Below are 23,586 nucleotides of genomic sequence, written 5' to 3'. Positions count from 1 at the left end.
ACCTCCGTATGATGCTTGCCCCAAGGCAAGTAGTTTCGGAGGATGGTCATGGCGGATGCGCTCACGGGGATCACCCGCGCCCTGCGCGAGGCTCCGCCCGACCGGGTGGTCGAGGCCGCCGACCGGGCAATCCGGTCCGTGCTCGGCGCCTGCGCCACCGCGGTCTTCGTCGCCGACTACCGGATCGAGGGTCTGTGGCCGGTGTTCGACTCCCGACAGCCACAGGTGGCGGGGCACGCCGGGCAGGGCCTGCTGCGGCGCTGCTTCCGCAGTCAGCAGCCGGTACGCGGCGGTGACCCCGAGGGCCGCTGCCAGCTCTATCTGCCGTTGACGGTGTGGGGGGAGCGGCTGGGGGTGCTGATGGTCGAACTGCCGCAGACCCCGGTGGAGGAGGTCCTGGCCGGGGCGGTGGACATCGCCGGTGAGGTGGCCATGGCCCTGCGGGCGGCCGACCGGGAGACCGACCGTTACCGGCGGGCCCGCCGCCGGGAGCGGTTGAGCATGGCGGCCGAGTTGCAGTGGGAGCTGCTGCCCGGGCGGGGGCTGCGCCACGAGGCGTTCCAGCTGGCCGGCCAGCTCGAACCGGCGTACACGGTCAGCGGCGACCACTTCGACTGGTCGTTGAACGACGACCGGCTGACCGTCACCGTGCTCAACGGCGACAGCATCGGGTTGGCCGCCGCCTTGCTGACCGCGGTGACGGTCAACGCCATGCGTAACGCCCGCCGCTCCGGCGGTGGACTGGTGGAGCAGGCCGAACTGGCCTCCGACACGGTCTACTACCAGCATCGGGGGCATCGGCACGTGGCCACCGTGCTGCTGGAACTGGACTGGGTGACGGGCCGGGTCCGGGCGGTCGACGCGGGTTCGCCGCACCTGGTGCGGCTGCGGGGTGGTGCGATCACCCGGCTGGACCTGGAGCAGCAGCTGCCGCTGGGCATGTTCGCCGAGACCCGGTACGACCTGCAGGAGTTCGACCTGGACCCGGGGGACCGGCTGTTCGTGGTCTCCGACGGGGTGTGGGGCGCCGACCCTAGTGGCCGGGAGAGCTACGGGCAGCGGGCGATGGCCCGGTCCATGCGGGCCACCCGGTTGCAGCCTCCGGGGGAGGCGGTCGGCACGGTGATGCGCGAGTTGCAGGCCTTCCACGCCGACACGGATCTGCGCGACGACGCGGTCGTGGTGTGCCTGGACTGGCACGGTGCCGACGCCTGAGCCAGCTCTGCCGTCCACCCACCCTGTCATCCCATCATCCTAGGATGCACCACGGGTGGTGACCACCCTCACACCGACACCAGGCGCCCACCCCGCGGCCGCTACACAGCAGGACGGCCACCGGGGCCCGATATAGTGGCAGCGCATTCAGCCGGCCCGTGATCATCGAGGACGGGCGGCAGGACCAGGGGAGATCCCGATCCGGGATCGCAGGGGGCGGCGGCGTCAGCCGACGCCGACAGCACGCACGACTGCCGGCGGACCAGAGGGCCCGCGGTGGCCGGGTGTGCCGCACAGGGGAGGTTCGGTGTCGCGTCGGCCCGCTCAGACGGAGCAACTCCAGGCCGCCGAACCCGGTGGTGAGCACCGTGTGCTGACCGTGCCGAATCTGATCAGCTTCGCCCGGTTGCTCGGCGTCCCGCTGTTCCTCTACCTGTTCCTGGTGGCCCGGGCGGACGTGGCCGCGATCGTGGTGCTGGCCGTGGGCGGCACCAGCGACTGGGTCGACGGTTGGATCGCCCGCCGGCTGCGTCAGGTCAGCCGCCTGGGTGAGCTGCTGGACCCGCTCGCCGACCGGCTGTACATCCTCGCCATCCTGGTGGCCTTCACCGTCCGGGACGTGGTGCCCTGGCAGTTCACCGCCGCCCTGCTGGCCCGGGAGCTGCTGCTGCTGGTGTCGCTGGGGGTGCTGCGTCGGCACGGCTACGGGCCGCCGCCGGTGCACTACGTCGGCAAGACCGCCACCTTCCTGCTGCTGGCGGCCTTCCCGATCCTGCTGCTGGCCGCGACCGTGTCGGCCACCACGGCGGTCGCCGGCCCGGTGGGCTGGGGCCTGGCGTGGTGGGGTCTGGTGCTCTACTGGGTGGCCGGCGCCTTCTATGTGATCCAGGCGCGGCAGTTGGTGCGGGCGGTACGTGGTCGAGGAGAGGCATGAGCGAACGCGTGGGTGACGACGCCGGCTCCGGTCAGCGCGGCGTGCGGACCTTCACTCCCGACTTCCTCACCGAGCTGTTCCGTAACCCGCTGGACGCGGGCTACGCGGATGCGGCGGCGGCCCGGGCGCGCAGTGGGCGTGCGGCCCGGCCCGGCTGGCGGGTGGGGCCGGTCAGTCTGGTGGTGGTCGTGCTGCTGGGGTTTCTCTTCGCGGTGGCGTACCGGCAGACCACGGCCGAGGAGCCGGGTCGGGCGCAGGCCCGTTCCGGGTTGGTGGCGCAGATCAAGCAGCGGCAGGCCGACACGGATGCGTTGTCGCTGCGGGCCGACCAGTTGCGCGAGGAGGTGAACCGGCAGCGGGAGGCGGCGCTGGGTGGTTCGCGGGCGGCGCGGCTGCGCAACCTGGAGGCCAGTACGGGCCTGGGGCGGGTGCGCGGGGATGGTCTGGTGGTGCGGTTGGCGGACGGGCCGGCTGGTCAGGATTCGTTGAGCGGGGCCAATGTGGGTCCGTCGCAGGTGCTCTACAGCGACCTGCAGGGGGTGGCCAACGATCTGTGGGGTGCCGGGGCGGAGGCGATCGCGATCAACGGGCAGCGGTTGACGGCGACCTCGACGATCCGCAACGCGGGTCAGGCGATTCTGGTGGATTTCCGGCCGGTGACCGGGCCGTACGAGGTGTCGGCTATCGGTCCGGGGTCGATGCGTAGGCAGTACGAGTCCAGTCGCAGCGCGTTGACGATGCGCAAGGTGGCGCAGGACACCGGGTTGTCGTTCGGGGTGCGGGAGGTCGATGACCTCACGTTGCCGGCGGCGCCGGAGCCGCGGCTACGCTACGCGGAGCCTGCGGTGAGTCCGAGTTCGAGTTCCTCGCCGTCGGGTGACGGGTCGTCCGGCTCGGGTACGTCCCCCAGTCCCTCCGGAGGTGGTCGATGATCGCGGTGCTGGCTCTGCTGGCCGGTGTGGTGCTCGGTCTGTGGTTGGACCCGACGGTGCCGGCGGCGTTGCAGCCGTATCTGCCGATCGCGGTGGTGGCGGCGCTGGACGCGGTGTTCGGTGGGGTCCGGGCGAAGCTGGACCGGATCTTCGATGACAAGCAGTTCGTGGTGTCGTTCATCTCGAATGTGCTGGTGGCCGCGTTGATCGTGTATCTGGGTGATCAGTTGGGTGTGGGTGGGCAGTTGTCGACCGGTGTGGTGGTCGTGTTGGGTGTGCGGATTTTCAGTAACGTGGCGGCGATCCGCCGGCACCTGTTCCGGGCGTAGGTTTGTGGCGTGAGTGACGAGCACACCGAGACTGGTACGGGGTGGCCGAGGCCGGCGGGTCCGGGGCGGCCGGATGGTCCGGCGGGTGAGCCGGATCCGCGGCCTGATGCGCCGGATCCGGATGAGCTGAGTCCGTTGTCGCCGCAGGGTCAGCCGCCCGAGGAGGTGCCGGGGCCGGCCGGGGATGAGGGGCCGGTCGACGGCGAGCAGCCTTCGGGTGCGGTGGCGGCGGCGGGTTGGCGGCGATTCGGGTCCGCGACGGTGATGATCGGTGTGTTGCTGGGGTTGCTGGGGTTCACCCTGGCGGTGCAGTTGAAGACCACCTCGACGGATTCGTCGTTGGCGGCGGCCCGTCAGGAGGACCTGGTCCGGATTCTGTACGACCTGGAGGCGCGGGACATCCGGCTGCGGCAGGACATCTCGGCGTTGGAGGAGAGTCAGCGGCAGTTGCGTTCGGGTGAGCAGGGGCGTCAGGCGGCGTTGGAGGAGGCCACCCGGCGGGCGGATGAGCTGGGGATCCTGGCGGGGACTCTGCCGGCGCGGGGGCCGGGTCTGGCGGTGCGGTTCCAGGCGGGGGCCAAGCCGATCTCGGCGATCCGGGTGTTGGACGCGGTGCAGGAGTTGCGGGGTGCGGGCGCGGAGGCGATGCAGATCTCCGGTGGGGATCGGGCGTCGGTGCGGATCGTGGCCTCGACGTACTTCCTGGACGGGGAGAACGGTTCGTTGATCGTGGACGGACGTCCGTTGGCGGGTCCTTTCACGATCACGGTGATCGGTGATCCGGCGACGATGCGTACGGGGCTGAACATTCCTGGTGGGGTGGTGGCGTCGGTGGCGCAGGACGGCGGTAACGTGATCGTTGAGGATCGTGAGGTTGCCGAGGTTTCGGCGCTGCACGTACCCGCAAGGCTGGAACACGCCCGTCCGGTCGGTTAGCGGTCGGTGGGCCGGCATCGGTGAGGTCCGGTGTCGCGATGGATGAGGACGCTGGTGATTCCTGAGGATCTGCGTTACACCGCTGAGCACGAGTGGGTCGCTGCCGTCGAGGGTGGGGCCTTGCGGGTCGGCATCACTCATTTCGCGCAGGATGCGTTGGGCGACATCGTGTATGTGCAGTTGCCGGAGCCGGGTGCGACGGTGGCGGCCGGTGAGTCGTTGGGTGAGATCGAGTCGACCAAGAGTGTGTCGGAGTTGTACGCCCCGGTGGCTGGGACGGTGTCGGCGCGTAATGAGGCGTTGGTCGACACCCCGGAGGTGATCAACACGGATCCGTACGGGTCGGGTTGGTTGGTGGAGATCATCGTGGCGGATCCGGCGGCGGTCGACGGGCTGCTCACCGCGGACGCGTATCGCGAGTTGACGGAGAGCTGAGTTGCTGTGCCGGCGGGTTGGTATGTGTGCCGCGCGTCCGGTTGCCCTGTTTTTCGGCGCTGGCTAGGCTCGCCCAGTCGACCGAGAATCCATGTGTCGTGCGTCGTGGACAAGCCTTCAGGGGCACGGAGAGCCAGCCGCCGGGTGGGTGTACGCCCGGCGGCCAGACCCGCCGTTTCCCCGACGCCGACCGAAACTGATCCGTGAGGTGGTCCAATGACTCGCCCAGGCGACGAGTTCCCCCCGCTCGACGTCACGTCGACGCTCAATCTCGGTTCGCTCGAAGAAGCGTTGGAGGGGCCGGACACCGATGTGGTGCCGAGCCGGATGTCCGGTTCGTTGCCGCCGGGGATGGCGCTGCTGGTGGTTCGTCGGGGTCCGAATGCGGGTGCGCGGTTCCTGCTGGATCACGATGTGACGACCAGTGGGCGGCACCCGGACAGTGACATTTTTCTCGATGATGTGACGGTGTCGCGTCGGCATGCGGAGTTCCACCGGGATGGTGGGACGTTCACGGTGCGGGACGTGGGCAGTCTCAACGGCACGTATGTGAACCGGGAGCGGGTCGAGGCGGCGACGCTGACCAACGGTGACGAGGTGCAGATCGGCAAGTTCCGGGTGGTGTTCATCGCCGGTCCGCGCCCTGAGGGCGAGGCCGGCCGGGGGTGAACGAGCCTGCGGCCTCGACGCCGTCCGGGGCGGGTCGCGCCCAGCCGTTGATGAGTATCGGCGAGGTGTTGGCGCAGCTGCGGGTGGATTTTCCCGATGTGACCATTTCGAAGTTGCGGTTTCTTGAGGCTGAGGGCCTGGTGGAGCCGCAGCGGACGGCGTCGGGTTACCGGAAGTACAGCTGGGACGATGTCGCGCGGCTGCGGTTCGTGTTGACGGCGCAGCGGGACCAGTATCTGCCGTTGCGGGTGATCCGTGAGCAGTTGGCGGGTTGGGAGGCTTCGGGGGAGTTTCCGGAGCGGTCCCGGCCGGCCTTGGTGGCGGTGGGCCCGGATGGTGAGTTGCCGGGTCGGGAGGCTGGTCACGAGTCGGGTCAGGTGCGGCTGGGCCGGTCGGAGTTGGTGTCGCGCAGCGGGATCGACGAGGCGACGTTGGGGGAGTTGGAGCGGCTGGGGCTGGTGGTGTCGGATCCGCCGGGTTGGTACGACGGCGATGCGTTGATCATCGCGAGTGCGGTGGCGGGGTTGTCGGCGTACGGGTTCCAGCCGCGGCATCTGCGGGGTTATCGGACGGCGGCGGATCGGGAGGTCGGTCTGTTCGCGCAGTTGGTGACGCCGTTGGTGCGGCAGAGTGATCCGGCGGCGCGGGCGCGGGCGGCGGAGACGGCGCGGGAGTTGGTGGCGTTGTCTCAGCAGTTGCATGCGGCGTTGGTGCGGGTGGGGTTGCGTTCGACGTTGGGGCGTTGAGGTGGCCGTGTGGGGCCGGATCGGTTGGCCGTGCGTGGCGTAGGCTTGCGGGGGTAACCCCTCTTCTGGCGCGGTTGTTGGTGCGGGAAGCGCACGGGACGGCCGTGTCGCGGTCCGTGTACCGTGCTAGGAAGGGCGCGGTGCGGCGTAGGTGACAACGACACGGAGGCGGCGGTGCGCGAGCTGAGCGTGGTCGGGGTTCGGGTGGAGCTGCCCAGCAACCAGCCGATCGTCCTGCTCAGGGAGGTCGAGGGGGACCGCTATCTGCCGATTTGGATCGGCGCGGTCGAGGCGACGGCGATCGCTTACGAGCAGCAGGGTGTCAAGCCGGCCCGGCCGTTGACCCACGATCTTCTGCGGGATGTGTTGGCGGCGTTGAAGGCGCCGTTGCGGGCGGTGGAGATCACTGAGCTGAAGGAGAACGTGTTCTTCGCTGATCTGTTGATCGGTGACGGGGTGCGGGTCTCGGCGCGGCCGAGTGATTCGATCGCTTTGGCGTTGCGGGTCGGTGCGCCGATTCGTTGTGCGGAGCAGGTCCTCAGTGAGGCGGGGATCGTGATTCCCGATGAGCAGGAGGACGAGGTGGAGAAGTTCCGGGAGTTCCTGGAGCAGGTTCGTCCGGAGGATTTCGCCGGCTGAGTGCCCCTTCGCCGGTGGTGCCGTTGACGGCCAATCCTGGTGACTGTCGGTGATGGTGACGCTGATCGCTGTCGATGCGCGGCGTGTCGCGATGGTTTCTCCGTGGTAACCCTGGAAGGTCGCTATAGGGTTGCCCGTGTCGAGGGGCGCGCGTCTAGGAAGGCGTGTCGCCGCACTGACGGGGAGGTTGTCCGGATGCACGAGCCGCAGGATTCCGATCCGGTTACGGGGCTGGACGAGTCGGGTGGGACGCCCGGTTCGGCGACTGACAGTGACGGTGCGGTGGGGTACCGGGGTGTGACGGCGTGCCACGCGGTGGGCATCAGCTACCGGCAGTTGGATTACTGGGCGCGTACGACGCTTGTGGTGCCCAGTGTGCGGGACGCTTCGGGTTCGGGCACGCAGCGGTTGTACTCGTTCCGGGACCTGGTGGTGTTGAAGGTCGTGAAGCGGCTGTTGGACGCCGGGGTGTCGTTGCAGAACATCCGTAAGGCGATCGAGGCGTTGCGGTCGCGTGGGGTGGAGGATCTGGCGGGCATCACCTTGATCTCCGACGGGACGACGGTGTACGAGTGCCGGTCGCCGGAGGAGGTGGTCGACCTGTTGCAGGGCGGCCAGGGGGTGTTCGGCATCGCGATCGGTGGCGCGTTCAAGGAGATCCAGGGTTCGTTGTCGCATCTGCCGGCGGAGCCGGCCGGGGTGGCCGTGGAGCCGGAGCAGCCGCAGGAACCGGCGGTGGGTGACGAGTTGGCGGCCCGGCGGGCACGCCGACGGGCCGGCTGACCCCTTCCGGGGGCGGCGGCTGGTCGTGGCCTGCCGGTCTGGGGCAGCATGGGTCGGGTGGAGGATGTGATCGACCCGGTGGCCCGGCTGGTGTCCGGCGGCGGGGCGGTGGTGCTCAGCGGGGCCGGGTTGTCCACCGAGTCAGGTATTCCGGACTATCGGGGGCCCAGTGGGGTGGCCCGGCGGCACACCCCGATGACCTACCAGATGTTCGTCGGCGACCCGGAGGCTCGGCGCCGCTACTGGGCGCGTAGTCATCTGGGGTGGCGGTTGATGACGCAGGCCGCGCCGAACGACGGTCACCGGGCGGTGGCCCGCCTCCAGCAGGCCGGTCTGGTCAGCGGGATCATCACCCAGAATGTGGACGGGCTGCACACTGCGGCTGGTGGTCAGGACGTGGTGGAGTTGCACGGGCGGCTCGACGCGGTGATCTGCCTGGGGTGTGGGGACCGCAGTACCCGGCAGGAGTTGGATGCTCGGCTGCGTCGGGTGAATCCGGACTTCGCCGGCCGGGCTGCCGCGATCAACCCCGACGGTGATGTGGATCTCGATGATGCGCAGGTGGCCGGGTTCCGTACGGTCGACTGTGTGACCTGTGGTGGGTTGCTCAAGCCCGACGTGGTGTTCTTCGGGGAGACCGTGCCGGTGGGGCGGGTGCGGCGGTGTTTCGCGATGGTGGCGCAGGCCCGGCTGCTGCTGGTGTTGGGCTCGTCGTTGACGGTGCTGTCGGGGCGTCGGTTCGTCACTGCGGCGGCGCGGGCCGGCATCCCGGTGGTGATCGTCAACCAGGGGGCGACGCGCGGCGACGGGCTGGCCCTGCTGCGGGTGGACGCCCCGCTGGGGCGGGTATTGCCGGCCCTGGCCGATCGGCTGGCCGCCGGCGCCGGGGTGACGCTGCCGGGTTGACGGTGCCGCCGGTGACGGTGCCGCCGGTGGCGGTGGCCTGCGGCTGACCGATCCCGCCGGTGTGTGCGGGTGAGGAGGGCGCTGGTAGCGTTGATCGTGCCGTAGTACCCGCGTGGGAGAGACCGTCCTGGCGTGGCCGGGTCGGCGCCGAAGGGGCAAATCCTCCCCGGAACCTCTCAGGCAAAAGGACCGCGTCGGGACAGGCACTGTGGAGCGCCCCGTGGGTGCGACAGAGGGGGAGGGCCGCCCTGTCGACCCCCCACCTGTGCGGGAGCCTCACCCATGACCACGGACCTGTTCGCCGACCGTCACATCGGTCCCGGCCCGGACGACGAGCGCCGGATGTTGGAGACCGTCGGGTACGCCTCGATCGACGAGTTGATGGACGCGGCGATTCCGGAGGTGATCCGCTGGCATGGCCGGTTGGATCTGCCGGAGCCGGCCAGCGAACCGGAGGCCCTGGCCGAGCTGCGGGCCCTGGCGGCCGGCAACACGGTCGCCGTGTCGATGATCGGGTTGGGGTATCACGGTACCCACACCCCGGCGGTGATCCGCCGTAACGTGCTGGAGAACCCGGCCTGGTACACCGCGTACACCCCGTATCAGCCGGAGATCAGTCAGGGCCGGTTGGAGGCGCTGCTGAACTTCCAGACGATGGTGTCGGACCTGACCGGTCTGGCGACCGCGAACGCTTCCATGCTGGATGAGGGCACCGCGGCGGCGGAGGCGATGACCTTGGCGCGGCGGGCGTCGAAGAGTCGCAGTGCCGTGTACGTGGTGGACGCCGACACCCTGCCGCAGACCATCGCGGTGATCCTCGGCCGGGCGCAGCCGCTCGGTATCGAGGTGCGGATCGTCGATGTGGATCGGGACGAGTTGCCGGCGGAGTTCTTCGGCCTGCACCTGCAGTATCCGGGGGCCTCCGGGGCGGTGCGTGATCATGCCGGGCTGGTGGAGGCCGCCCATGCGGTGGGGGCGTTGGTGACCGTCGCGGCGGATTTGCTGGCGTTGACGCTGCTGCGTCCGCCGGGGGAGATCGGGGTGGACATCGCCGCGGGCACCACCCAACGGTTCGGGGTGCCGATGGGCTTCGGTGGGCCGCACGCCGGGTATCTGGCGGTCCGGCGGGGTCTGGAGCGGATGTTGCCGGGCCGGCTGGTCGGGGTGTCCCGGGACGTCGCCGGGGCTCCGGCGTTCCGGTTGGCGTTGCAGACCCGTGAGCAGCACATCCGGCGGGAGAAGGCGACCAGCAACATCTGCACCGCGCAGGTGCTGCTGGCGGTGATGGCCGGCATGTACGCCGTCTACCACGGCCCGGACGGGCTGCGGCGCATAGCGGGGCGTACCCATGAGATGGCCGCCCGGATGGCGGCTGGTCTGCGTGCCGGTGGGGTCGAGGTGGCCGAGGTGCCGTTCTTCGACACGGTCACCGCTACGGTGCCGGGTGGGGCGGGGCGGGTGGTCGCGGCGGCGGCCGAGCGGGGGGTGAACCTGCGGCTGGTCGACGCGGACCGGGTGGGGATTGCCTGCGACGAGACCACCACCGAGGCGCATCTGGCGCAGGTGTGGGCGGCGTTCGGGGTGCCCGGCGTCGAGGGTGAGGTGGCCACGGCGTTGCCGGCCGGGTTGGCCCGTACCTCCGATTTCCTGACCCATCCGGTGTTCCGCAGCCACCATTCGGAGACGGCGATGCTGCGGTATCTGCGGCGTCTGGCCGACCTGGACTACGCCCTGGACCGGGGCATGATCCCGTTGGGTTCGTGCACCATGAAACTCAACGCGACCACGGAGATGGAGCCGATCAGCTGGGCGGAGTTCGCGCATCTGCATCCGTTCGCCCCGGCGGAGCAGACCACCGGCTACCGGACGATGATCGCCCAGTTGGAGGGCTGGTTGGCGGAGGTCACCGGCTACGACGCGGTCAGTGTGCAACCCAACGCCGGTTCGCAGGGGGAGTTGGCGGGCCTGTTGGCGATCCGCGCCTACCACCACAGCCGGGGCCAGGGGCACCGCGAGGTGTGTCTGATCCCGTCGTCGGCGCACGGCACCAACGCCGCCAGCGCGGTGATGGCCGGGATGCGGGTGGTGGTGGTCGGCTGCGACGCCGACGGCAACGTCGACCTGGTCGACCTGGACGCGAAGATCGAGGCCCACGCCGACACCCTGGCGGCGATCATGGTGACGTACCCGTCGACCCACGGGGTGTACGAGACCGGCATCGCGTCGCTGTGCGCGAAGGTTCACGACGCCGGCGGTCAGGTGTACGTCGACGGGGCGAACCTGAACGCCTTGGTCGGGTTCGCCAAGCCGGGCCGGTTCGGGGCGGACGTGTCGCACCTGAACCTGCACAAGACCTTCTGCATTCCGCACGGCGGGGGTGGCCCGGGGGTGGGTCCGGTGGCGGTACGGGCGCATCTGGCGCCGTTCCTGCCCGGTGATCCGGTCGGTGAGCCGGTGCCGGGGCGGCCGGTGATCTCGGCGGCCCGGTACGGGTCGGCGGGGATCCTGCCGATTCCGTGGGTGTACCTGCGGATGATGGGCGCGCAGGGGCTGGCCCGGGCGACCGGGATGGCGGTACTGGCGGCCAACTATGTGGCGGCGCGGCTGCGGGCACACTTCCCGGTGCTGTACGCCGGCAACAAGGGGCTGGTGGCGCACGAGTGCATCCTGGATCTGCGGCCGTTGACGAAGGCGGCCGGGATCAGTGTCGACGATGTGGCCAAGCGGCTGATCGACTACGGGTTCCACGCCCCGACGATGTCGTTCCCGGTGGCCGGCACCTTGATGGTGGAGCCGACGGAGAGTGAGGATCTGGCCGAGCTGGACCGGTTCTGCGAGGCGATGATCGCCATCCGGGCGGAAGTCGACGCGGTGGCGGCGGGGCAGTGGCCGGCCGGTGACAATCCGCTGGTCAACGCGCCGCACACGGCGGCGATGGTCGCAGGTGACCAGTGGCCGCATCCGTACCCGCGGTCGGTGGGCGGCTATCCGGCCGGGGTGGACCGGGTGGCTAAGTACTGGCCGCCGGTGCGTCGGGTGGACGGCGGCTACGGCGACCGGAACCTGGTCTGCTCGTGCCCGTCACCGCAGGCCTACGAGGACTGACGGGCGGGGTGTGCTCCGGGGGCGGGCTGGTGCCGCCCCCGGCGGTACGCCGACCTGGTTGTGACCGGCGCCGGGGTGGGGGACTAGCCTGGGGCGACGCGGGAAAGGTCGTGACGGATCGTGGTCGGTTCAGGCGGCGAGGGCGTGTCGGGCGGGGCCGCGGTGCGGTGCGATGCTGCTGCCGTCGGGCAGTAGTTCGCCGGTGTCCTCGAAGACGATGACGCCGTTGCAGAGCAGGCTCCAGCCCTGTTCAGGAAAACCGGCGATGGCCTTGGCGGCTTCCCGGTCGGTGGCTTCGGCGGAGGGGCAGGTGGGTTGGTGCTGGCACATCGGGTTCTCCGGACTGTGGGGGCACTGTGTCATGGTTCACATGACCAGTGACGCACAGTACCAAGCGAAAGCATGCGGTATCGAGCAGATCTCCGCGTGGTGCGTGGGAAATCCACTGAACGGATGAACACCCCTCACCCGGACGTCGTGGAAGCGCTCCCACGCATGGTCATCGATCCACCGGCCGCCCCCACCGCCTGTCGCGGCCACCTCACCGAACGTGCCCGCTGGCAGTGGCGACCCGCCGACGGTGGCGACCCCGCCACCGGAATCCAGGACTTCCTCACCGACCACGGCCTACCCCTGCACGACCTCGCCCGCCCCACACCCGGCCGCCACAGCCACACCGTCTGCGGCGCCGCCCTCTACGTCTCCGCCACCGCCGGCACCCTCATGATCGGCGGCACCCCCGGGCCACCCAGCCCCGCCGACCTACCCGACATCGCCGTCGTCGTCTACAGCCACACCGACACCCCACCACCGGCGGCCACCCCCACCACCGGCTGGTGGCGCGGCCCCTGGACCGAAAGCTGGACCCCACATCAACACGCCACCGCCGTCGAACAGGTCCGCCACGCCATCGCCCGCGGCGACGTCTACCAGGTCAACCTCGTCGGCCACGCCGCCGCCCCCTACGCCGGCAACCCCCTACCCGCCCTGGCCCGCCTCGGCCGACTACCCGGCGCCCGCTACGGCGGAGTCCTCACCGGCCCCGACTGGGCCATCGGCTGCGCCAGCCCGGAAACCCTCATCGAAGTCCACCACGGCACCCTCACCACCCGCCCCATCAAAGGCACCCGCCCCGCCACCCGCGCCGGCCGGGCCGACCTGCTCGCCTCCGCAAAAGAACGCGCCGAACACATCATGATCGTCGACCTGGAACGCAACGACCTGGCCCGCATCGCCGCCACCGGCAGCGTCCGCGTCGACGACCTGTTCGCCGTACGCCGCTGGTGCGACCTGTGGCAAGCCGAATCCACCATCCGCGCCCAAGCCGCCGACGGCCTCAGCCTCGCCGACCTGCTCCGCGCCGTCTGCCCCGGCGGCTCCGTCACCGGCGCCCCGAAACTCGCCGCCCTGCAACAGATCGCCACCCTGGAACCCGTCGGCCGCGGCGCCAGCATGGGCGGCCTCGGCTGGATCAGCCCCGGACACATCGACCTCGGCCTGACCATCCGCACCGCCGCCGTCGACCGCGAAGCCGTCCACGTCTGGGCCGGCGGCGGCATCACCGCAGACAGCGACCCCCACGCCGAAGTCGCCGAAGCCGCCGCCAAGACCACCCCCGTACGCGCCGCCCTGCACTGACCAGCCGGCACCCACCGACTAGCCTTTCGCCCATGACCCTGCGCGACATCCGCATCATCGGCGACCCGGTACTCCGCACCCCCAGCGAACCGGTCACCAGCTTCGACACCGAACTACGCGCCCTGGTCACCGACCTGATGGACACCCTGCTCGGCAAACCCGGCCGCGCCGGCGTCGCCGCCCCCCAGATCGGCGTCAACGCCCAGGTCTTCGTCTACGACGCCGACGGCCACCGCGGCCACATGATCAACCCCACCCTCGAACTGTCCGACGAACTCCAGGACGACGACGAGGGCTGCCTGTCCATCCCCGGCCTCTACTTCCCGACCCCCCGCGCCCTGCACGCCACCGCCCACGGCTACGACCAGCACGGCGAACCCCTCACCATCGCCGGCAGCGGCTTCCTCGCCCGCGCCCTGCAACACGAAACCGACCACCTGCACGGTCGCCTCTACGTCGACACCCTGCACGGCGAAACCCGCCGCCGCGCCCTACGCGAGATCCGCGCCGGACGCTTCCACTCACCCCGCCGCTGACGCCTCCCACTGCCGGCGGGTGATCTCGTACTCCACCTCACCCCGCTCCGAACCCGGCAACGGATCCGGCCACGACTGGTGGAAGGTCCGCACATACCGCATCCCCACCGCCGCCATCGTCGCCCGCGACGCCACATTCACCGCCATCGTCTCCGCGAACACCCGCGACAACCCCAGCTCCACGAAACCGTGCCGGATCAACTCCCGGGCACCCTCACTGGCCAACCCCCGCCGCCACCACCGACGCGCCAACCGGTAACCCAGCTCCGCCTGCCCGGCCACCGGCCCCTGATCGGCCCGCTGCGGCGGCTCCAACAACCACCAGCCCACGAATTCACCCTCGACCAGACCGGCCCAGAACCCCAACCCCGGCACCTGCCCGGCCACCGCCAACCGCCGCCGATGCACCTCACGCACCTGCTCGGCCGAGCGCACCGGCCCCAGGAACCGCATCACCTCCGCATCGGCGTCCAACTCGATCTCACCGGCCAGATGCTCATCCGCCAACGGCACCAACACCAACCGGGCCGTCCGCAACATCGCCTGAGTCACCGGCGCATTCTGCCCACCCCCGGGCCGCCGACGCTACCGAAAACCCCTCAGCAGCCGACCGCCCGCAGATCGAACTCCCCGTACTCGGCCACCCGACGGAAACCCAGCCGCTCATACAACCGCACCGCGGCACCGTTGTCCGCCTTCACGTTCAACGTCACATGCTCCACCTCGGCCCGCAGCAACCCACACAACCGGGCCACCACCGCCGAGGCCAACCCCCGACCACGCCAGGCCGGATGAGTGGTCACATTGCCCAACGCCGCCACCTGAAAAGCGGGGGAGTACACGTGCACCCCCGCCACCGCCACCAGAGCGCCCTCGGCCCACACCCCCACATACCTGCCGGTGTCCACCATCCGCGGATCGAACCAGTTCCCCGGATACGCCACCTCGTACAACTCGCGCAACGCCGGCAGATGCCCACGACCCAACACCTCACCGGCCGCCACCACCCCCGCCAACCCGTCAGGCTCCGTCAACGCCATCTTCAGATGCGCACCAGAGGACACCACCCGGAAGGCACCCGCCAACCCCTGCTCCACACCGGGGGACAGGTGCGCCCACACCCGGGCCGGCAACACCGGCGCCAACTCCGCCACCAACGCCGCCGACTCCCCGACCCCCTCCGGCCGGGCCAACACCACCAACGTCGGCGGACGCGCCCCGTGATACAGCAACGCCACCGCCTCACCCCGCCGATACCACGAGGTGTACGGCCAGAAGAACTCGTCCAGGTCACCCAACTCGTAGGCGTGCAGCCGCGGATCCCGACCCAACAACCCCGCCAACACCCGGCGATCATGCTCCGCGCGCACCCGCACCCACCCTCAGCCGGCCAGCCACTGGTCGTACCCCAACTTCGCCACCAACGCCACCACCACCACCAGCAACACCACCCGCACGAACCCGGCACCCCGCCGCACCGCCATCCGCGCCCCCACCATCGCCCCCGCGATGTTGCACACCGCCATCGCCGCACCCAACAACCACCACACGTTCCCGGTCACCGCGAACACCGCCAGAGCCCCCGCGTTCGTACCCGCGTTCACCACCTTCGCCATCGCCGAACCCTGCAGGAAATCCGCCCCCACCAACGTGGTGAACGCCAACACCAGAAACGTCCCCGTACCCGGACCGATCAACCCGTCATAGGTGGCGATACCCAACCCCGCCACCAACACCGCCACCACGATCCGCTTACGGGTCCGCCGCTGCGGCACCGCCACCACCCCCAACCGGGGCCGCAACAACACGAACAACGCCACCAGCAACAACACCACCAACACCACCGGCCGGTACGCAGACGGCGGCACCGCACCCGCCAACGCCGCACCCACCCCCGCACACACCACCGCCACCGCCGCCGCCGGACCCGCCACCGCCCAGTCGATCTTCGTACGGCGGGCGAAGGTCAACGCCGCCGTCGCCGTACCCGCGATCGCCGCCAACTTGTTCGTCCCCAACGCGGTAGCCGGCGGCATCCCCGGCGCCGCCACCAACAACGCCGGCAACAGCAACAACCCACCGCCACCGACCACCGCATCCACCCACCCGGCCAACGCAGCAGCCGTCAGCAGGATCGACACGGTCAAAGGATCAAGCTCCACGCGCGCATTCTGCCCACCACAACCCCCCTGACGTGGGCACCTGTGGCCAGCCTCACCGGCCCCGCCACCTGCGCACCCACACCCCCAGCACCCCCAGCACCCCCACGACCACAAAAACCACCATCGAACAGAACAGACCCCTCGCCATCTCCAAAATGTGCCACCCCCGTAGCTAAGGTGACACCGTGCGCCTGGCCACGTTCAACCTGCTGCACGGCCGATCACTGACCGACGGACTGGTCGACCCGAACCGCCTGGCCGCCGCCGTCACCGCCCTCGACGCCGACGTCCTCGCCCTCCAGGAAGTCGACCGCGACCAGTCCCGCAGCGGCAACCTGGACCTCACCGCCATCGCCGCCCAAGCCCTCAACGCCGACGAACACCGCTTCGCCGCCGCCGTCGTCGGCACCCCCGGCATCGCCTTCCGCCCCCTCACCCACGACGACGACGGCCACGGCGAACCCTGCTACGGCGTCGGCCTGATCTCCCGCCACCCCGTCACCACCTGGCAGGTCACCCGCCTACGAGCCGCCCCCGTACGCTCCCCGGTCTACGCACCCGGCCCCGGCCTCATCCTGCTCCGCGACGAACCCCGCGTCCTGCTCGCCGCCGTCCTGGACACCCCCCACGGACAACTCACCGTCGCCGCCACCCACCTGTCCTTCGTCCCCGGCTGGAACATCCACCAACTCCGCCAGGTCGTCCGCGCCCTACGCACCCTGCCCGCCCCCCGAATCCTGCTCGGCGACCTCAACCTGCCCGCCTGGGCCACCCGACTCACCACCGGCTGGCACCTGCTCGGCCGCCGACCCACCTACCCGGCCGCCGCACCCCGCGTCCAACTCGACCACGCCATCGCCGACCGGCGCGGCTTCACCCACCTGCCCCCGGTCACCGCGGTACGCACCCCACTGTCGACCATCTCCGACCACCGGCCCCTGCTGGTCGACCTCGGCTGACCCACCTGCAGGTGACCGCACAGACGTCATCGGACCCGGAGCCCACCTGCTCACGGAACTGGGGAATCAGCCGATGGTCGCCACCGTCCGCAGAGGCGCCTACCGCGCCGCCGTAACCCGCCGAAGCCGAGGACACCACCGCCTCTACTGAGCCTTGGTCGGCTCACCGAGAAAATCTGGTCCCAAGTAGCTAGATATTCCCGGTGGGGTTGGGTAAGGTTTGCCTCGTTGACAACGAAGATCGGTTAAAGACGCCGACGAAACAGACCGAGCATCAAGCAGGGCCCGGAACTTCTCGCGGCTCGCTCGGCACCAGCGGTGGAAACACATCACCGCACACAGCAAGGTAGGTGCAGGTCAAGACCTTGACGTAACTCCAGGTCAAGGCAACCGCAAGCAGGGCCGATGCAGGTTCAGGGCTCCGCCTGACGCAGAAAAGATCCGCCGTCCGTGTCTGGGCCGTGTAGTTGCGTGGGCTCCGACACCGGCGGACAGCACCACAGGTATCGGAAGAAGAGGAAAGGGAGGGCTGGACGCCGTTGGATCGCCCGCCGCCAGGATGCAGTCGCAGTTCTGCGGCGGACACCGTAGTCCCATCGAATGTGAGGTGGTCTCCGGTCACGCTTATGCGATCCTCGCACCGCCTGTCGCTGACAGTCGCACGGTGCGGAAACGAGAACCCGACGAACTCGTCGGTAGATGGTGTATTCAACCCGTAACCCCGGGCCCCGGCGATTCCCTCGCCGGGGCCCTCGTCATGGAGAGGTATGCATGGCCCAACCCGACGACGTGCTCGACGACGACAACTACCCCGCCTACACCATGGGCCGCGCTGCGGAGATCGTGGGCACCTCGCAGGACTTCCTGCGCCGCCTCGACGAGGCAAAGCTGATCATCCCGTTCCGCTCCGCCGGCGGACACCGCCGCTACTCCCGCTACCAACTGCGCTTGGCCGCACGAGCCCGGGAGATGGTCGACCACGGCACGGCCCTCGAAGCCGCATGCCGGATCATCATCCTCGAAGACCAGCTGGAAGAAGCCCTCCAGCAGAACCGGAACCACCAGCGCCGTCGGCAATCCGGCGCCGCCTGACCCCACGCCTCACGGTCCTTCTCTGTCATTGAGGGGGACCGTTTGTCGTGCCCGGATCACCCCGTGAGTATCGGTAGGTGCGTCTCGGTGCCCAACAGTCCGTCGAGCGCGTCGGAGACCCCGAGCACCGCCACCGTCCTGCCGGCGATCCTGACCACTCAACCTGCCTGAGACCGCACCAACCCGACCAGGGCCCGATTCGTGCGGTTGGCCCGTACCGCCTCCCGCTGCTGGGCCGCGGTCACCTCGATGTAGGTCTGCGACGACGCCAACGAGGCATGTCCCAGCAACCGCATGATCTCCGCCGCCCCGGCACCGTCCTCCGCCAGACGGGTGGCGAAGGTGTGCCGCAACGCGTGCAACCGCGCCCCACGCGGCACCCGGTCACCGATCCCGGCCCGCCGGTAACAGGACTCCACCAGATACTGCAGACCACCCCGGCGCAGCGGCTCACCCCGCCGGTCCACCAACAACGGCGCATCCGGGCGCACCGTACGCGCACCGAAACGACGTACCCGGCTGTCCAGGTAGGCCGACAGCACCTCGTCCAGGCCCGGCTCCACCGGCAACACCCGAGGCCGCCCACCCTTGCCGGCCACCTCCACCCGACGCTCACCGGGCCTACCCCCCAGGGAACCGACCCGCAGAGCCAACAGCTCCGACAACCGCAACCCCGCACACAACGCCAGCGCCAGCACCGCCACGTCCCGCTCCGGCCAGGGGTCACGCTGCCGCCCCTCACCCCGCGCCATCGAGGCCAGCAACTGCTCCGGGGTGTCCTCACCCCGCAGCGGCTTCGGCTGGGGGAGCGGGGTGCGAGGACGACCCACCGCCGGCATCGGGTTGCCCGGCACCACCTGCTCGGCCACCAGGAAGTTGAAGAAGCTGTTCCAGGTGGACCAGGCCCGACCCACCGAGGCGGCGGCCCGGTCGGCGGCGAACCGGGCGAAGGCCGCCCGCAGCAGGCCGGGGGAGAGGGCACCGATCCGCAGCTCGGCGAGGGGGAGGGGAGGGGTGGCCAGCTCCGCGACGAGACCCGCCACTGCGATCAGATCCCGCCGGTACGCGGCCTGAGTGTGGGCAGAAGGCTTGCGGGTGGCCCGTGCCGTCAGAAACGCCTCGATCAGCCCCACAACCCTGCCGCCCGATTTGTCATGCATAAGGCATATTATGCATGTTCTTCGCATTGACTGGCAAGTCAAAGGGGGAGTAGCCCCTGGAAGAACAGCCAGGTGCCTAGCGGGGATCCCAGCTGGCAGTCAGAAGGTGCCCGTCAGGAAACCGGTGCGACCGCACCGGGGCGCGGCGAGCGGTTGACGCCCGTCCCTGCCTCCGTCGAAGCGTGATCAACGCAGCCTGAGGGCGGGGCGGCCCGACCATCGCCGCTCGGTGCAGCCCGGGAACCGGGCCGCGCAGCGAGTGCATGCCCGAGGTGCCTCCACCCTGTTGATCATGAGGTTGACGGCAGTCGCTGATCTCAACGGTGCCGCCAACCTCATGATCAACAGGGTGTTTCGGGGGGGCGTGCCCGAGGTCGCGTGAGGCGCGATCAGGACAAACGCGCCCACCTGTGGTGGCGCCCGCGCGGCGATGGCGAGCTTCCGTTTGCCGCCATCGGTGTCGACCTGTGCCGGTGCTGGGCAGGCTGCCATGACGCGGCCCGCCCCGCAGCCGCCGATGCATCCGGGGTCGACCCCTGCGCGGCGACCCGCTGCGAGCCGCCCGTGGGCTGTCGGCGTACGGACGGTACCTCGCAGTGGTGTGCCGCCGGTGGCGGCGACGGACCCGCTCGCCCTGTCGGGGAGCCCCGCTCAGACTGAACTTTACATAATGTCAATTATCGAATCGGACTCCGGGTTCCAGCGGGTGCTCCTTTTGCGGGCAGGACCCGCTCAACGGCGCACCCGTCACCTCGACGGCGTGCGGTCGCGGTGAGCCACCGTCGCACACGCACGGGTACGGCAGTCGAACACGTCCGCGCACCCATGCGTCATGACGGCGTGCCCGCTGGCGTGCGCCTGAACAGCCGTGGGGATCCGGCCCCTTCCCCGGATCCCCACGGCTGTTCAGGTGTCAGTCGGTGATTCGGGTGTTCCGGGAGGCACCGGGTAGACCGCCGCTGTTGGCTTCGAAGGCCGGCACGGGTGTGCTGAAAGTGGTCCCGTCGGCGGTGCTGGCGCTGACGGTCGCGGGCATGTCCTGCGGGATGGTGGTGCTGCCGAAGCCGGAGGTGTCCAGGGCGACCGGGGTCGGGGTGTTGTCCAGGGCGGTGACGGCTGCGGTGGCTGCTCCCGGTGGGGCTACCAGGTTGACGCGGTCCGTCCGGGCGTCCCCACCCTCGGCGCGCATCCGCCATGCGATGGGGCGTTGCTCAGCACCGTCCGCGGGCAGCAGCAGCCGTAGGTCGGTTCGCCAGCCGGTGGTGTCGCCGTGGATGGCGTAGGCGATGACTCCGCCGTCCGTGGGTTGGATGGTGAACAGTGCGGCGGGTTTGTCGTTGATGGTGCCGCACCAGCGCACCCGGATCGTGACGTCCTGGGCGGACAGTCGGCTGTCTCGCAACGCGTGACCGATGAACCGTGCGAGGACGGCTCGGTCTATGACGGCTCCTCGGGTGTGGCGGAGGGCGGCAGTGAGCATCTCGTCGGTCAGCTCCTGGCGGCCGGTGTCTGACCCGCTCCACCCGCCGTATACGGGACCTTCGTAGATGAGGGTGTCGCCGTTGGTGACCCGGGCGGCGAGCGCGGGCCCTCCGACCAGATCGGTGGGTGGCAGCGAGGTGACGCCGATGCCCGTACCGAGGGATGAGGAGAGCTGGTGGTTTTCGACGACGCCCGTTGCGGAATAGCCCGAGAACCCATTGATCGTCACGGTGGAACCCGCGGGGCCGATGACCACTGCCGCACCCCCGTTTTCGGCGTCGCTTTCCATCCAGGTCGCCACTGCGGTGTCGGCGGTTTCGTTGCCGCCCTGTTGCATCTGTTCCGGTTCGGCTCCGGGTGGGCCGCTGAACCAGACAAGCGTCGAGTCGGTGAGCAGGCCCAGACGCAGAGGGACGAAGAGCAGCGCGATTCGGCGACCGGGTATGTCGTCGGCGTACACGATCCGGATGTCGCTGCGGTCGGTGATCCTCCACCATTCCCCCGGATTCTGCAGGTCGACAACCTGCCTGAGCAGGCCGTCCGTCCAGTTGCGGTCGGCGGCGAGATCGCCCCGTGCGGGTCCGTCCGCGAGCGGTGACGGCGACGAGGCGACGGCGATGCCGGGTACCCAACCGGGCAGGGGAATCAGGTTGGTCTGAATGGCGACGGCGGCGGCCAGGAAAGCGGCGATCACACCGGTACGGACCCGACGTGCGCGGCGGTGACCTGCCTCCCGCCGGGTGAACCGTGGCCAGGGATCCGCCGTCACTGTCATGGTGTCAGCCTCGCTGCGGAGGGCTTCCCGGAGTCTGGTTTCCACGTTCTCGGTCATGCTGGATCCTCCTGGAGGCTGGTCTCGATGATCGTGGGCGGCGGCTCCAGGTCAGTTCGTAGCCGGGCCAGTCCTCGTGACGCCTGGCTCTTGACCGTTCCAGGTGAACAGTCGAGTAGTCGGGCGATGTCAGCCTCGCTGAGATCCTCGAAGTACCGCAGGACGAGCACGGCCCGCATTCGTGGCGGGAGGCGGCGCAGCGCCCCCAGCAACTGATGCCGGTTCTCCGCGTGCTGATAGGCGTCGGGGGTGGCGATGGTGTCGGCGTCGAGTAGTGGTACCTCGATTGGTCGGCGGCGTCGTCGCCACGACACCGCGGTGTTGATCATCGCGCGGCGGACGTATGCCCCGGGCGCGTCCTTGCGGAGAATCCGACTCCACCGCCGGTGGGTCTTCTCCAGCGCTGATTGCACCAGGTCTTCGGCGACGCCCCGGTCACCGGTGAGCAGATATGCCGTTCGGGTCAACGGTCCCCACTGCTGCAACACGAACTCGCGGAATCGTTCCTCGTCGTCATCCGGCATGAGTTGCCCATATCGTCCACCGTTTTCCTGTTCGCATGGAAGGTAGACGCTTCTTGCCGGGGGCAGGTTGAGCGGTGGCGGCGAGTTGCTGTTGAGCTTCAGGAGAACGGCCGGCTCCCCGTACCGCGATGATTGTCCCTGGGTTGAGCCGTTGGACGGCGGTCGGTACCGGGTGACGGCGTCGGACGGTCGATGCGAGTGGGGTACCGCCGATGCCGCCGGATTGAGTCATGTGCGGTGGTCGTTGACCGCCGCGAGTAGTTCGCTGAACATGACCGCGTAGGTGTCGGTGAGGTGGGTGGCCAGTTCGTGCGGCAGGAGGTCGGTGGTCCAGAGCAGGGTCGCGGTGCCTTCGTCGTCGGTGAGTATCCGCATTTCGGCCTGGTGGTGCTCTGCTCCGGGGAAGCCGGGTATCGCGTAGACGGCTCGTCTGCGGGTCGGGTCGACGGTGACGTTGCGTTCCCAGAGTTCGGTGCCGTCGATGAGGGTGACGACCCGGTGGTCGTCCTTGCGGCGTTCGCTGACGCAGGCGGAGAAGATGTGGACCTCGGCGCGGGTGTAGCGGTCCAGGAAGTCCCAGGCCACGTCGGCCGGCACCGTGAGTTTCGCTTCGTGGTGAATGGTGCCCATCGCTCCCACCTGTTCGGTCCGGCTGTCGGTTTCGCCGCCACACTGTGGCATCCGTGGTGTGGGACAGGCAATGCCGTCGATGGGTGGGGGTTGTTCACCACTCCCCTCGCCTGCCGGGTTCGGGTGGGGTGAGCTGGCTTTGAGGGCGCGGGGGCGAAGATCGTGGCACCCGTAGACTCGGGTCATGTCCGAGACCCAGCCGACTCCGCGGTTTCGTCAGCGTGCGGCGAAGATGGGTGAGCTGGTGGCTCGGCAGATCCTGGAGGACATCGTCGAGCAGGGGCTCTCCCCTGGTGCGGCGTTGCCGACCGAGGCGCAGATGTTGCAGGCGTACGGGGTCAGTCGGGGCACGTTGCGTGAGGCGTTGCGGATTCTGGAGCACAACGGTCTGCTACGGGTGCGGCCGGGTCGTGGTGGTGGGCCGATCGTCGGGGCGGTGGATCCGCACACCTTCGGTCGGACGATGGCGTTGTTTCTGCAGATGGGGCGGACCCGGTTCGGTGAGCTGGTCGAGGCCCGGGTGGTCATGGAGCCGTTGATGGCTCGGCTGGCGGCGGAGCGTCGGGATGCGGCGCGGTTGCGGGAGTTGGCCGAGTCGATGCGGGAGCACAGCACCTTGGAGGAGCGTGACGAGGCCAGTTATCTGGCGGTCATGCAGCGGTTCCACGGTGTGGTGGCGGGGTTGTCGGGCAACGGGGTGCTGGATCTGTTCGGTCGGGGGTTGAAGGAGATCTACACCGAGCGGGTGGTGGCGGCGGAGCGTCGTCCGGAGCGGTGGGAGGATGTGCGGCGTGAGCATCAGGCGGTGGCCGCGGCGATCGTGGATGGGGACGGGGCGCTGGCGGAGCGGTTGATGCGGGAGCACATGCTGGCCCTGGCCGACCACCTCGATCGTGACTATGCGGGGTTGCACGACGAGGTGGTCGGCTGGTGGTGAGGTCG

Annotated in this window: 25 protein-coding genes and 1 riboswitch; of the genes, 17 read left to right on the top strand and 8 right to left on the bottom strand. The window is 69.6% G+C overall.

The genetic code is table 11. The features are described 5' to 3' along the window. Positions 1–48: 48 nt before the first annotated feature. From ABZ795_RS02385 to gcvP, 12 genes are all read left to right on the top strand, one after another. Positions 49–1,215, top strand: coding sequence for a PP2C family protein-serine/threonine phosphatase (locus tag ABZ795_RS02385; RefSeq protein ID WP_327025895.1), 1,167 nt, complete (start codon positions 49–51; stop codon positions 1,213–1,215). Between the two features lie 307 nt (positions 1,216–1,522). After that, complete coding sequence (locus ABZ795_RS02380; protein WP_327025896.1) at positions 1,523–2,149, top strand: CDP-alcohol phosphatidyltransferase family protein; 627 nt, start codon at positions 1,523–1,525, stop codon at positions 2,147–2,149. Then, positions 2,146–3,081: a DUF881 domain-containing protein gene (locus ABZ795_RS02375; RefSeq protein ID WP_327025897.1), complete on the top strand. Its 936-nt coding sequence runs from the start codon at positions 2,146–2,148 to the stop codon at positions 3,079–3,081. Before ABZ795_RS02380 ends, ABZ795_RS02375 begins: the two co-directional genes overlap by 4 nt. Continuing rightward, complete coding sequence (locus ABZ795_RS02370) at positions 3,078–3,410, top strand: small basic family protein (protein WP_327025898.1); 333 nt, start codon at positions 3,078–3,080, stop codon at positions 3,408–3,410. Before ABZ795_RS02375 ends, ABZ795_RS02370 begins: the two co-directional genes overlap by 4 nt. A 9-nt stretch (positions 3,411–3,419) precedes the next feature. Beyond that, on the top strand, positions 3,420–4,346 hold the full coding sequence (locus tag ABZ795_RS02365) for a DUF881 domain-containing protein (protein WP_357528151.1): 927 nt from the start codon (positions 3,420–3,422) through the stop codon (positions 4,344–4,346). 54 nt (positions 4,347–4,400) lie between these two features. Continuing rightward, a complete protein-coding gene (gene gcvH / locus ABZ795_RS02360) occupies positions 4,401–4,781 on the top strand; it encodes a glycine cleavage system protein GcvH (RefSeq protein WP_327025900.1) in 381 nt (126 codons plus the stop codon). A gap of 216 nt (positions 4,782–4,997) precedes the next feature. Next, positions 4,998–5,450, top strand: coding sequence for an FHA domain-containing protein (locus tag ABZ795_RS02355; RefSeq protein ID WP_013733916.1), 453 nt, complete (start codon positions 4,998–5,000; stop codon positions 5,448–5,450). 50 nt (positions 5,451–5,500) lie between these two features. Then, positions 5,501–6,196, top strand: a complete 696-nt coding sequence (locus ABZ795_RS02350) for a MerR family transcriptional regulator (RefSeq protein WP_357528328.1) — start codon at positions 5,501–5,503, stop codon at positions 6,194–6,196. 174 nt (positions 6,197–6,370) lie between these two features. After that, positions 6,371–6,835 (top strand): bifunctional nuclease family protein, encoded by a 465-nt coding sequence (locus tag ABZ795_RS02345; RefSeq protein WP_013733914.1) that lies wholly within the window; start codon positions 6,371–6,373, stop codon positions 6,833–6,835. Between the two features lie 195 nt (positions 6,836–7,030). Continuing rightward, entirely contained in the window at positions 7,031–7,618 is a 588-nt protein-coding gene (locus ABZ795_RS02340; protein WP_327025901.1) for a MerR family transcriptional regulator, read from the top strand. 48 nt (positions 7,619–7,666) lie between these two features. After that, positions 7,667–8,524 (top strand): NAD-dependent protein deacetylase, encoded by an 858-nt coding sequence (locus ABZ795_RS02335; protein WP_357528149.1) that lies wholly within the window; start codon positions 7,667–7,669, stop codon positions 8,522–8,524. 103 nt (positions 8,525–8,627) lie between these two features. Then, positions 8,628–8,726, top strand: a riboswitch (glycine riboswitch). An 80-nt stretch (positions 8,727–8,806) separates the two neighbouring features. Then, on the top strand, positions 8,807–11,629 hold the full coding sequence (gene gcvP / locus ABZ795_RS02330; RefSeq protein ID WP_357528147.1) for an aminomethyl-transferring glycine dehydrogenase: 2,823 nt from the start codon (positions 8,807–8,809) through the stop codon (positions 11,627–11,629). Positions 11,630–11,758: 129 nt separating this feature from the next. Here the strand turns inward: gcvP and ABZ795_RS02325 are convergent, their stop codons facing one another. Next, positions 11,759–11,959 (bottom strand): DUF5999 family protein, encoded by a 201-nt coding sequence (locus ABZ795_RS02325; RefSeq protein WP_327025904.1) that lies wholly within the window; start codon positions 11,957–11,959, stop codon positions 11,759–11,761. A 96-nt stretch (positions 11,960–12,055) separates the two neighbouring features. Here ABZ795_RS02325 and ABZ795_RS02320 point away from each other — a divergent pair, with 96 nt between their 5' ends. Continuing rightward, entirely contained in the window at positions 12,056–13,267 is a 1,212-nt protein-coding gene (locus tag ABZ795_RS02320) for a chorismate-binding protein (RefSeq protein WP_357528146.1), read from the top strand. Between the two features lie 32 nt (positions 13,268–13,299). Continuing rightward, positions 13,300–13,803: a peptide deformylase gene (def, locus tag ABZ795_RS02315; protein WP_357528144.1), complete on the top strand. Its 504-nt coding sequence runs from the start codon at positions 13,300–13,302 to the stop codon at positions 13,801–13,803. Here the strand turns inward: def and ABZ795_RS02310 are convergent. The 3 genes from ABZ795_RS02310 to ABZ795_RS02300 are packed head-to-tail and all read right to left on the bottom strand — an operon-like array spanning position 13,789 to position 15,965. Continuing rightward, positions 13,789–14,355, bottom strand: coding sequence for a GNAT family N-acetyltransferase (locus ABZ795_RS02310; protein WP_357528143.1), 567 nt, complete (start codon positions 14,353–14,355; stop codon positions 13,789–13,791). The genes def and ABZ795_RS02310 overlap by 15 nt on opposite strands. A 47-nt stretch (positions 14,356–14,402) precedes the next feature. Next, positions 14,403–15,173, bottom strand: coding sequence for a GNAT family N-acetyltransferase (locus tag ABZ795_RS02305; protein WP_357528141.1), 771 nt, complete (start codon positions 15,171–15,173; stop codon positions 14,403–14,405). A gap of 12 nt (positions 15,174–15,185) precedes the next feature. Beyond that, the gene (locus tag ABZ795_RS02300; RefSeq protein WP_327025909.1) at positions 15,186–15,965 is read right to left on the bottom strand and encodes a TSUP family transporter; all 780 of its coding nucleotides are present in this window, start codon (positions 15,963–15,965) and stop codon (positions 15,186–15,188) included. Positions 15,966–16,150: 185 nt separating this feature from the next. Here ABZ795_RS02300 and ABZ795_RS02295 point away from each other — a divergent pair, with 185 nt between their 5' ends. Together ABZ795_RS02295 and ABZ795_RS02290 are read left to right on the top strand one after the other, a co-directional pair. Continuing rightward, complete coding sequence (locus ABZ795_RS02295; RefSeq protein WP_327025910.1) at positions 16,151–16,924, top strand: endonuclease/exonuclease/phosphatase family protein; 774 nt, start codon at positions 16,151–16,153, stop codon at positions 16,922–16,924. Positions 16,925–17,695: 771 nt separating this feature from the next. Continuing rightward, a complete protein-coding gene (locus ABZ795_RS02290; RefSeq protein ID WP_327025911.1) occupies positions 17,696–18,016 on the top strand; it encodes a MerR family transcriptional regulator in 321 nt (106 codons plus the stop codon). Between the two features lie 158 nt (positions 18,017–18,174). Here the strand turns inward: ABZ795_RS02290 and ABZ795_RS02285 are convergent, their stop codons facing one another. The 4 genes from ABZ795_RS02285 to ABZ795_RS02270 form a co-directional block, all read right to left on the bottom strand. Next, positions 18,175–19,176, bottom strand: coding sequence for a tyrosine-type recombinase/integrase (locus ABZ795_RS02285; protein ID WP_357528139.1), 1,002 nt, complete (start codon positions 19,174–19,176; stop codon positions 18,175–18,177). Between the two features lie 913 nt (positions 19,177–20,089). After that, a complete protein-coding gene (locus ABZ795_RS02280; RefSeq protein WP_357528138.1) occupies positions 20,090–21,490 on the bottom strand; it encodes a hypothetical protein in 1,401 nt (466 codons plus the stop codon). After that, on the bottom strand, positions 21,487–22,014 hold the full coding sequence (locus tag ABZ795_RS02275; protein ID WP_357528137.1) for a SigE family RNA polymerase sigma factor: 528 nt from the start codon (positions 22,012–22,014) through the stop codon (positions 21,487–21,489). The genes ABZ795_RS02280 and ABZ795_RS02275 overlap by 4 nt, the downstream gene beginning before the upstream one ends. A 228-nt stretch (positions 22,015–22,242) precedes the next feature. Further along, a complete protein-coding gene (locus tag ABZ795_RS02270) occupies positions 22,243–22,644 on the bottom strand; it encodes a hypothetical protein (RefSeq protein ID WP_357528135.1) in 402 nt (133 codons plus the stop codon). 184 nt (positions 22,645–22,828) lie between these two features. Between ABZ795_RS02270 and ABZ795_RS02265 the strand changes: the two genes are divergently transcribed. Continuing rightward, entirely contained in the window at positions 22,829–23,581 is a 753-nt protein-coding gene (locus ABZ795_RS02265) for an FCD domain-containing protein (protein ID WP_327025916.1), read from the top strand. Positions 23,582–23,586 lie beyond the last annotated feature (5 nt).

The sequence above is a fragment of the Micromonospora sp. NPDC047134 genome (assembly GCF_040643455.1).
In the GTDB taxonomy this organism is placed as follows: Bacteria; Actinomycetota; Actinomycetes; order Mycobacteriales; family Micromonosporaceae; genus Micromonospora.
Note: the sequence above shows the minus strand (reverse complement) of the source record. Positions and strands in the feature narration are given on the sequence as shown.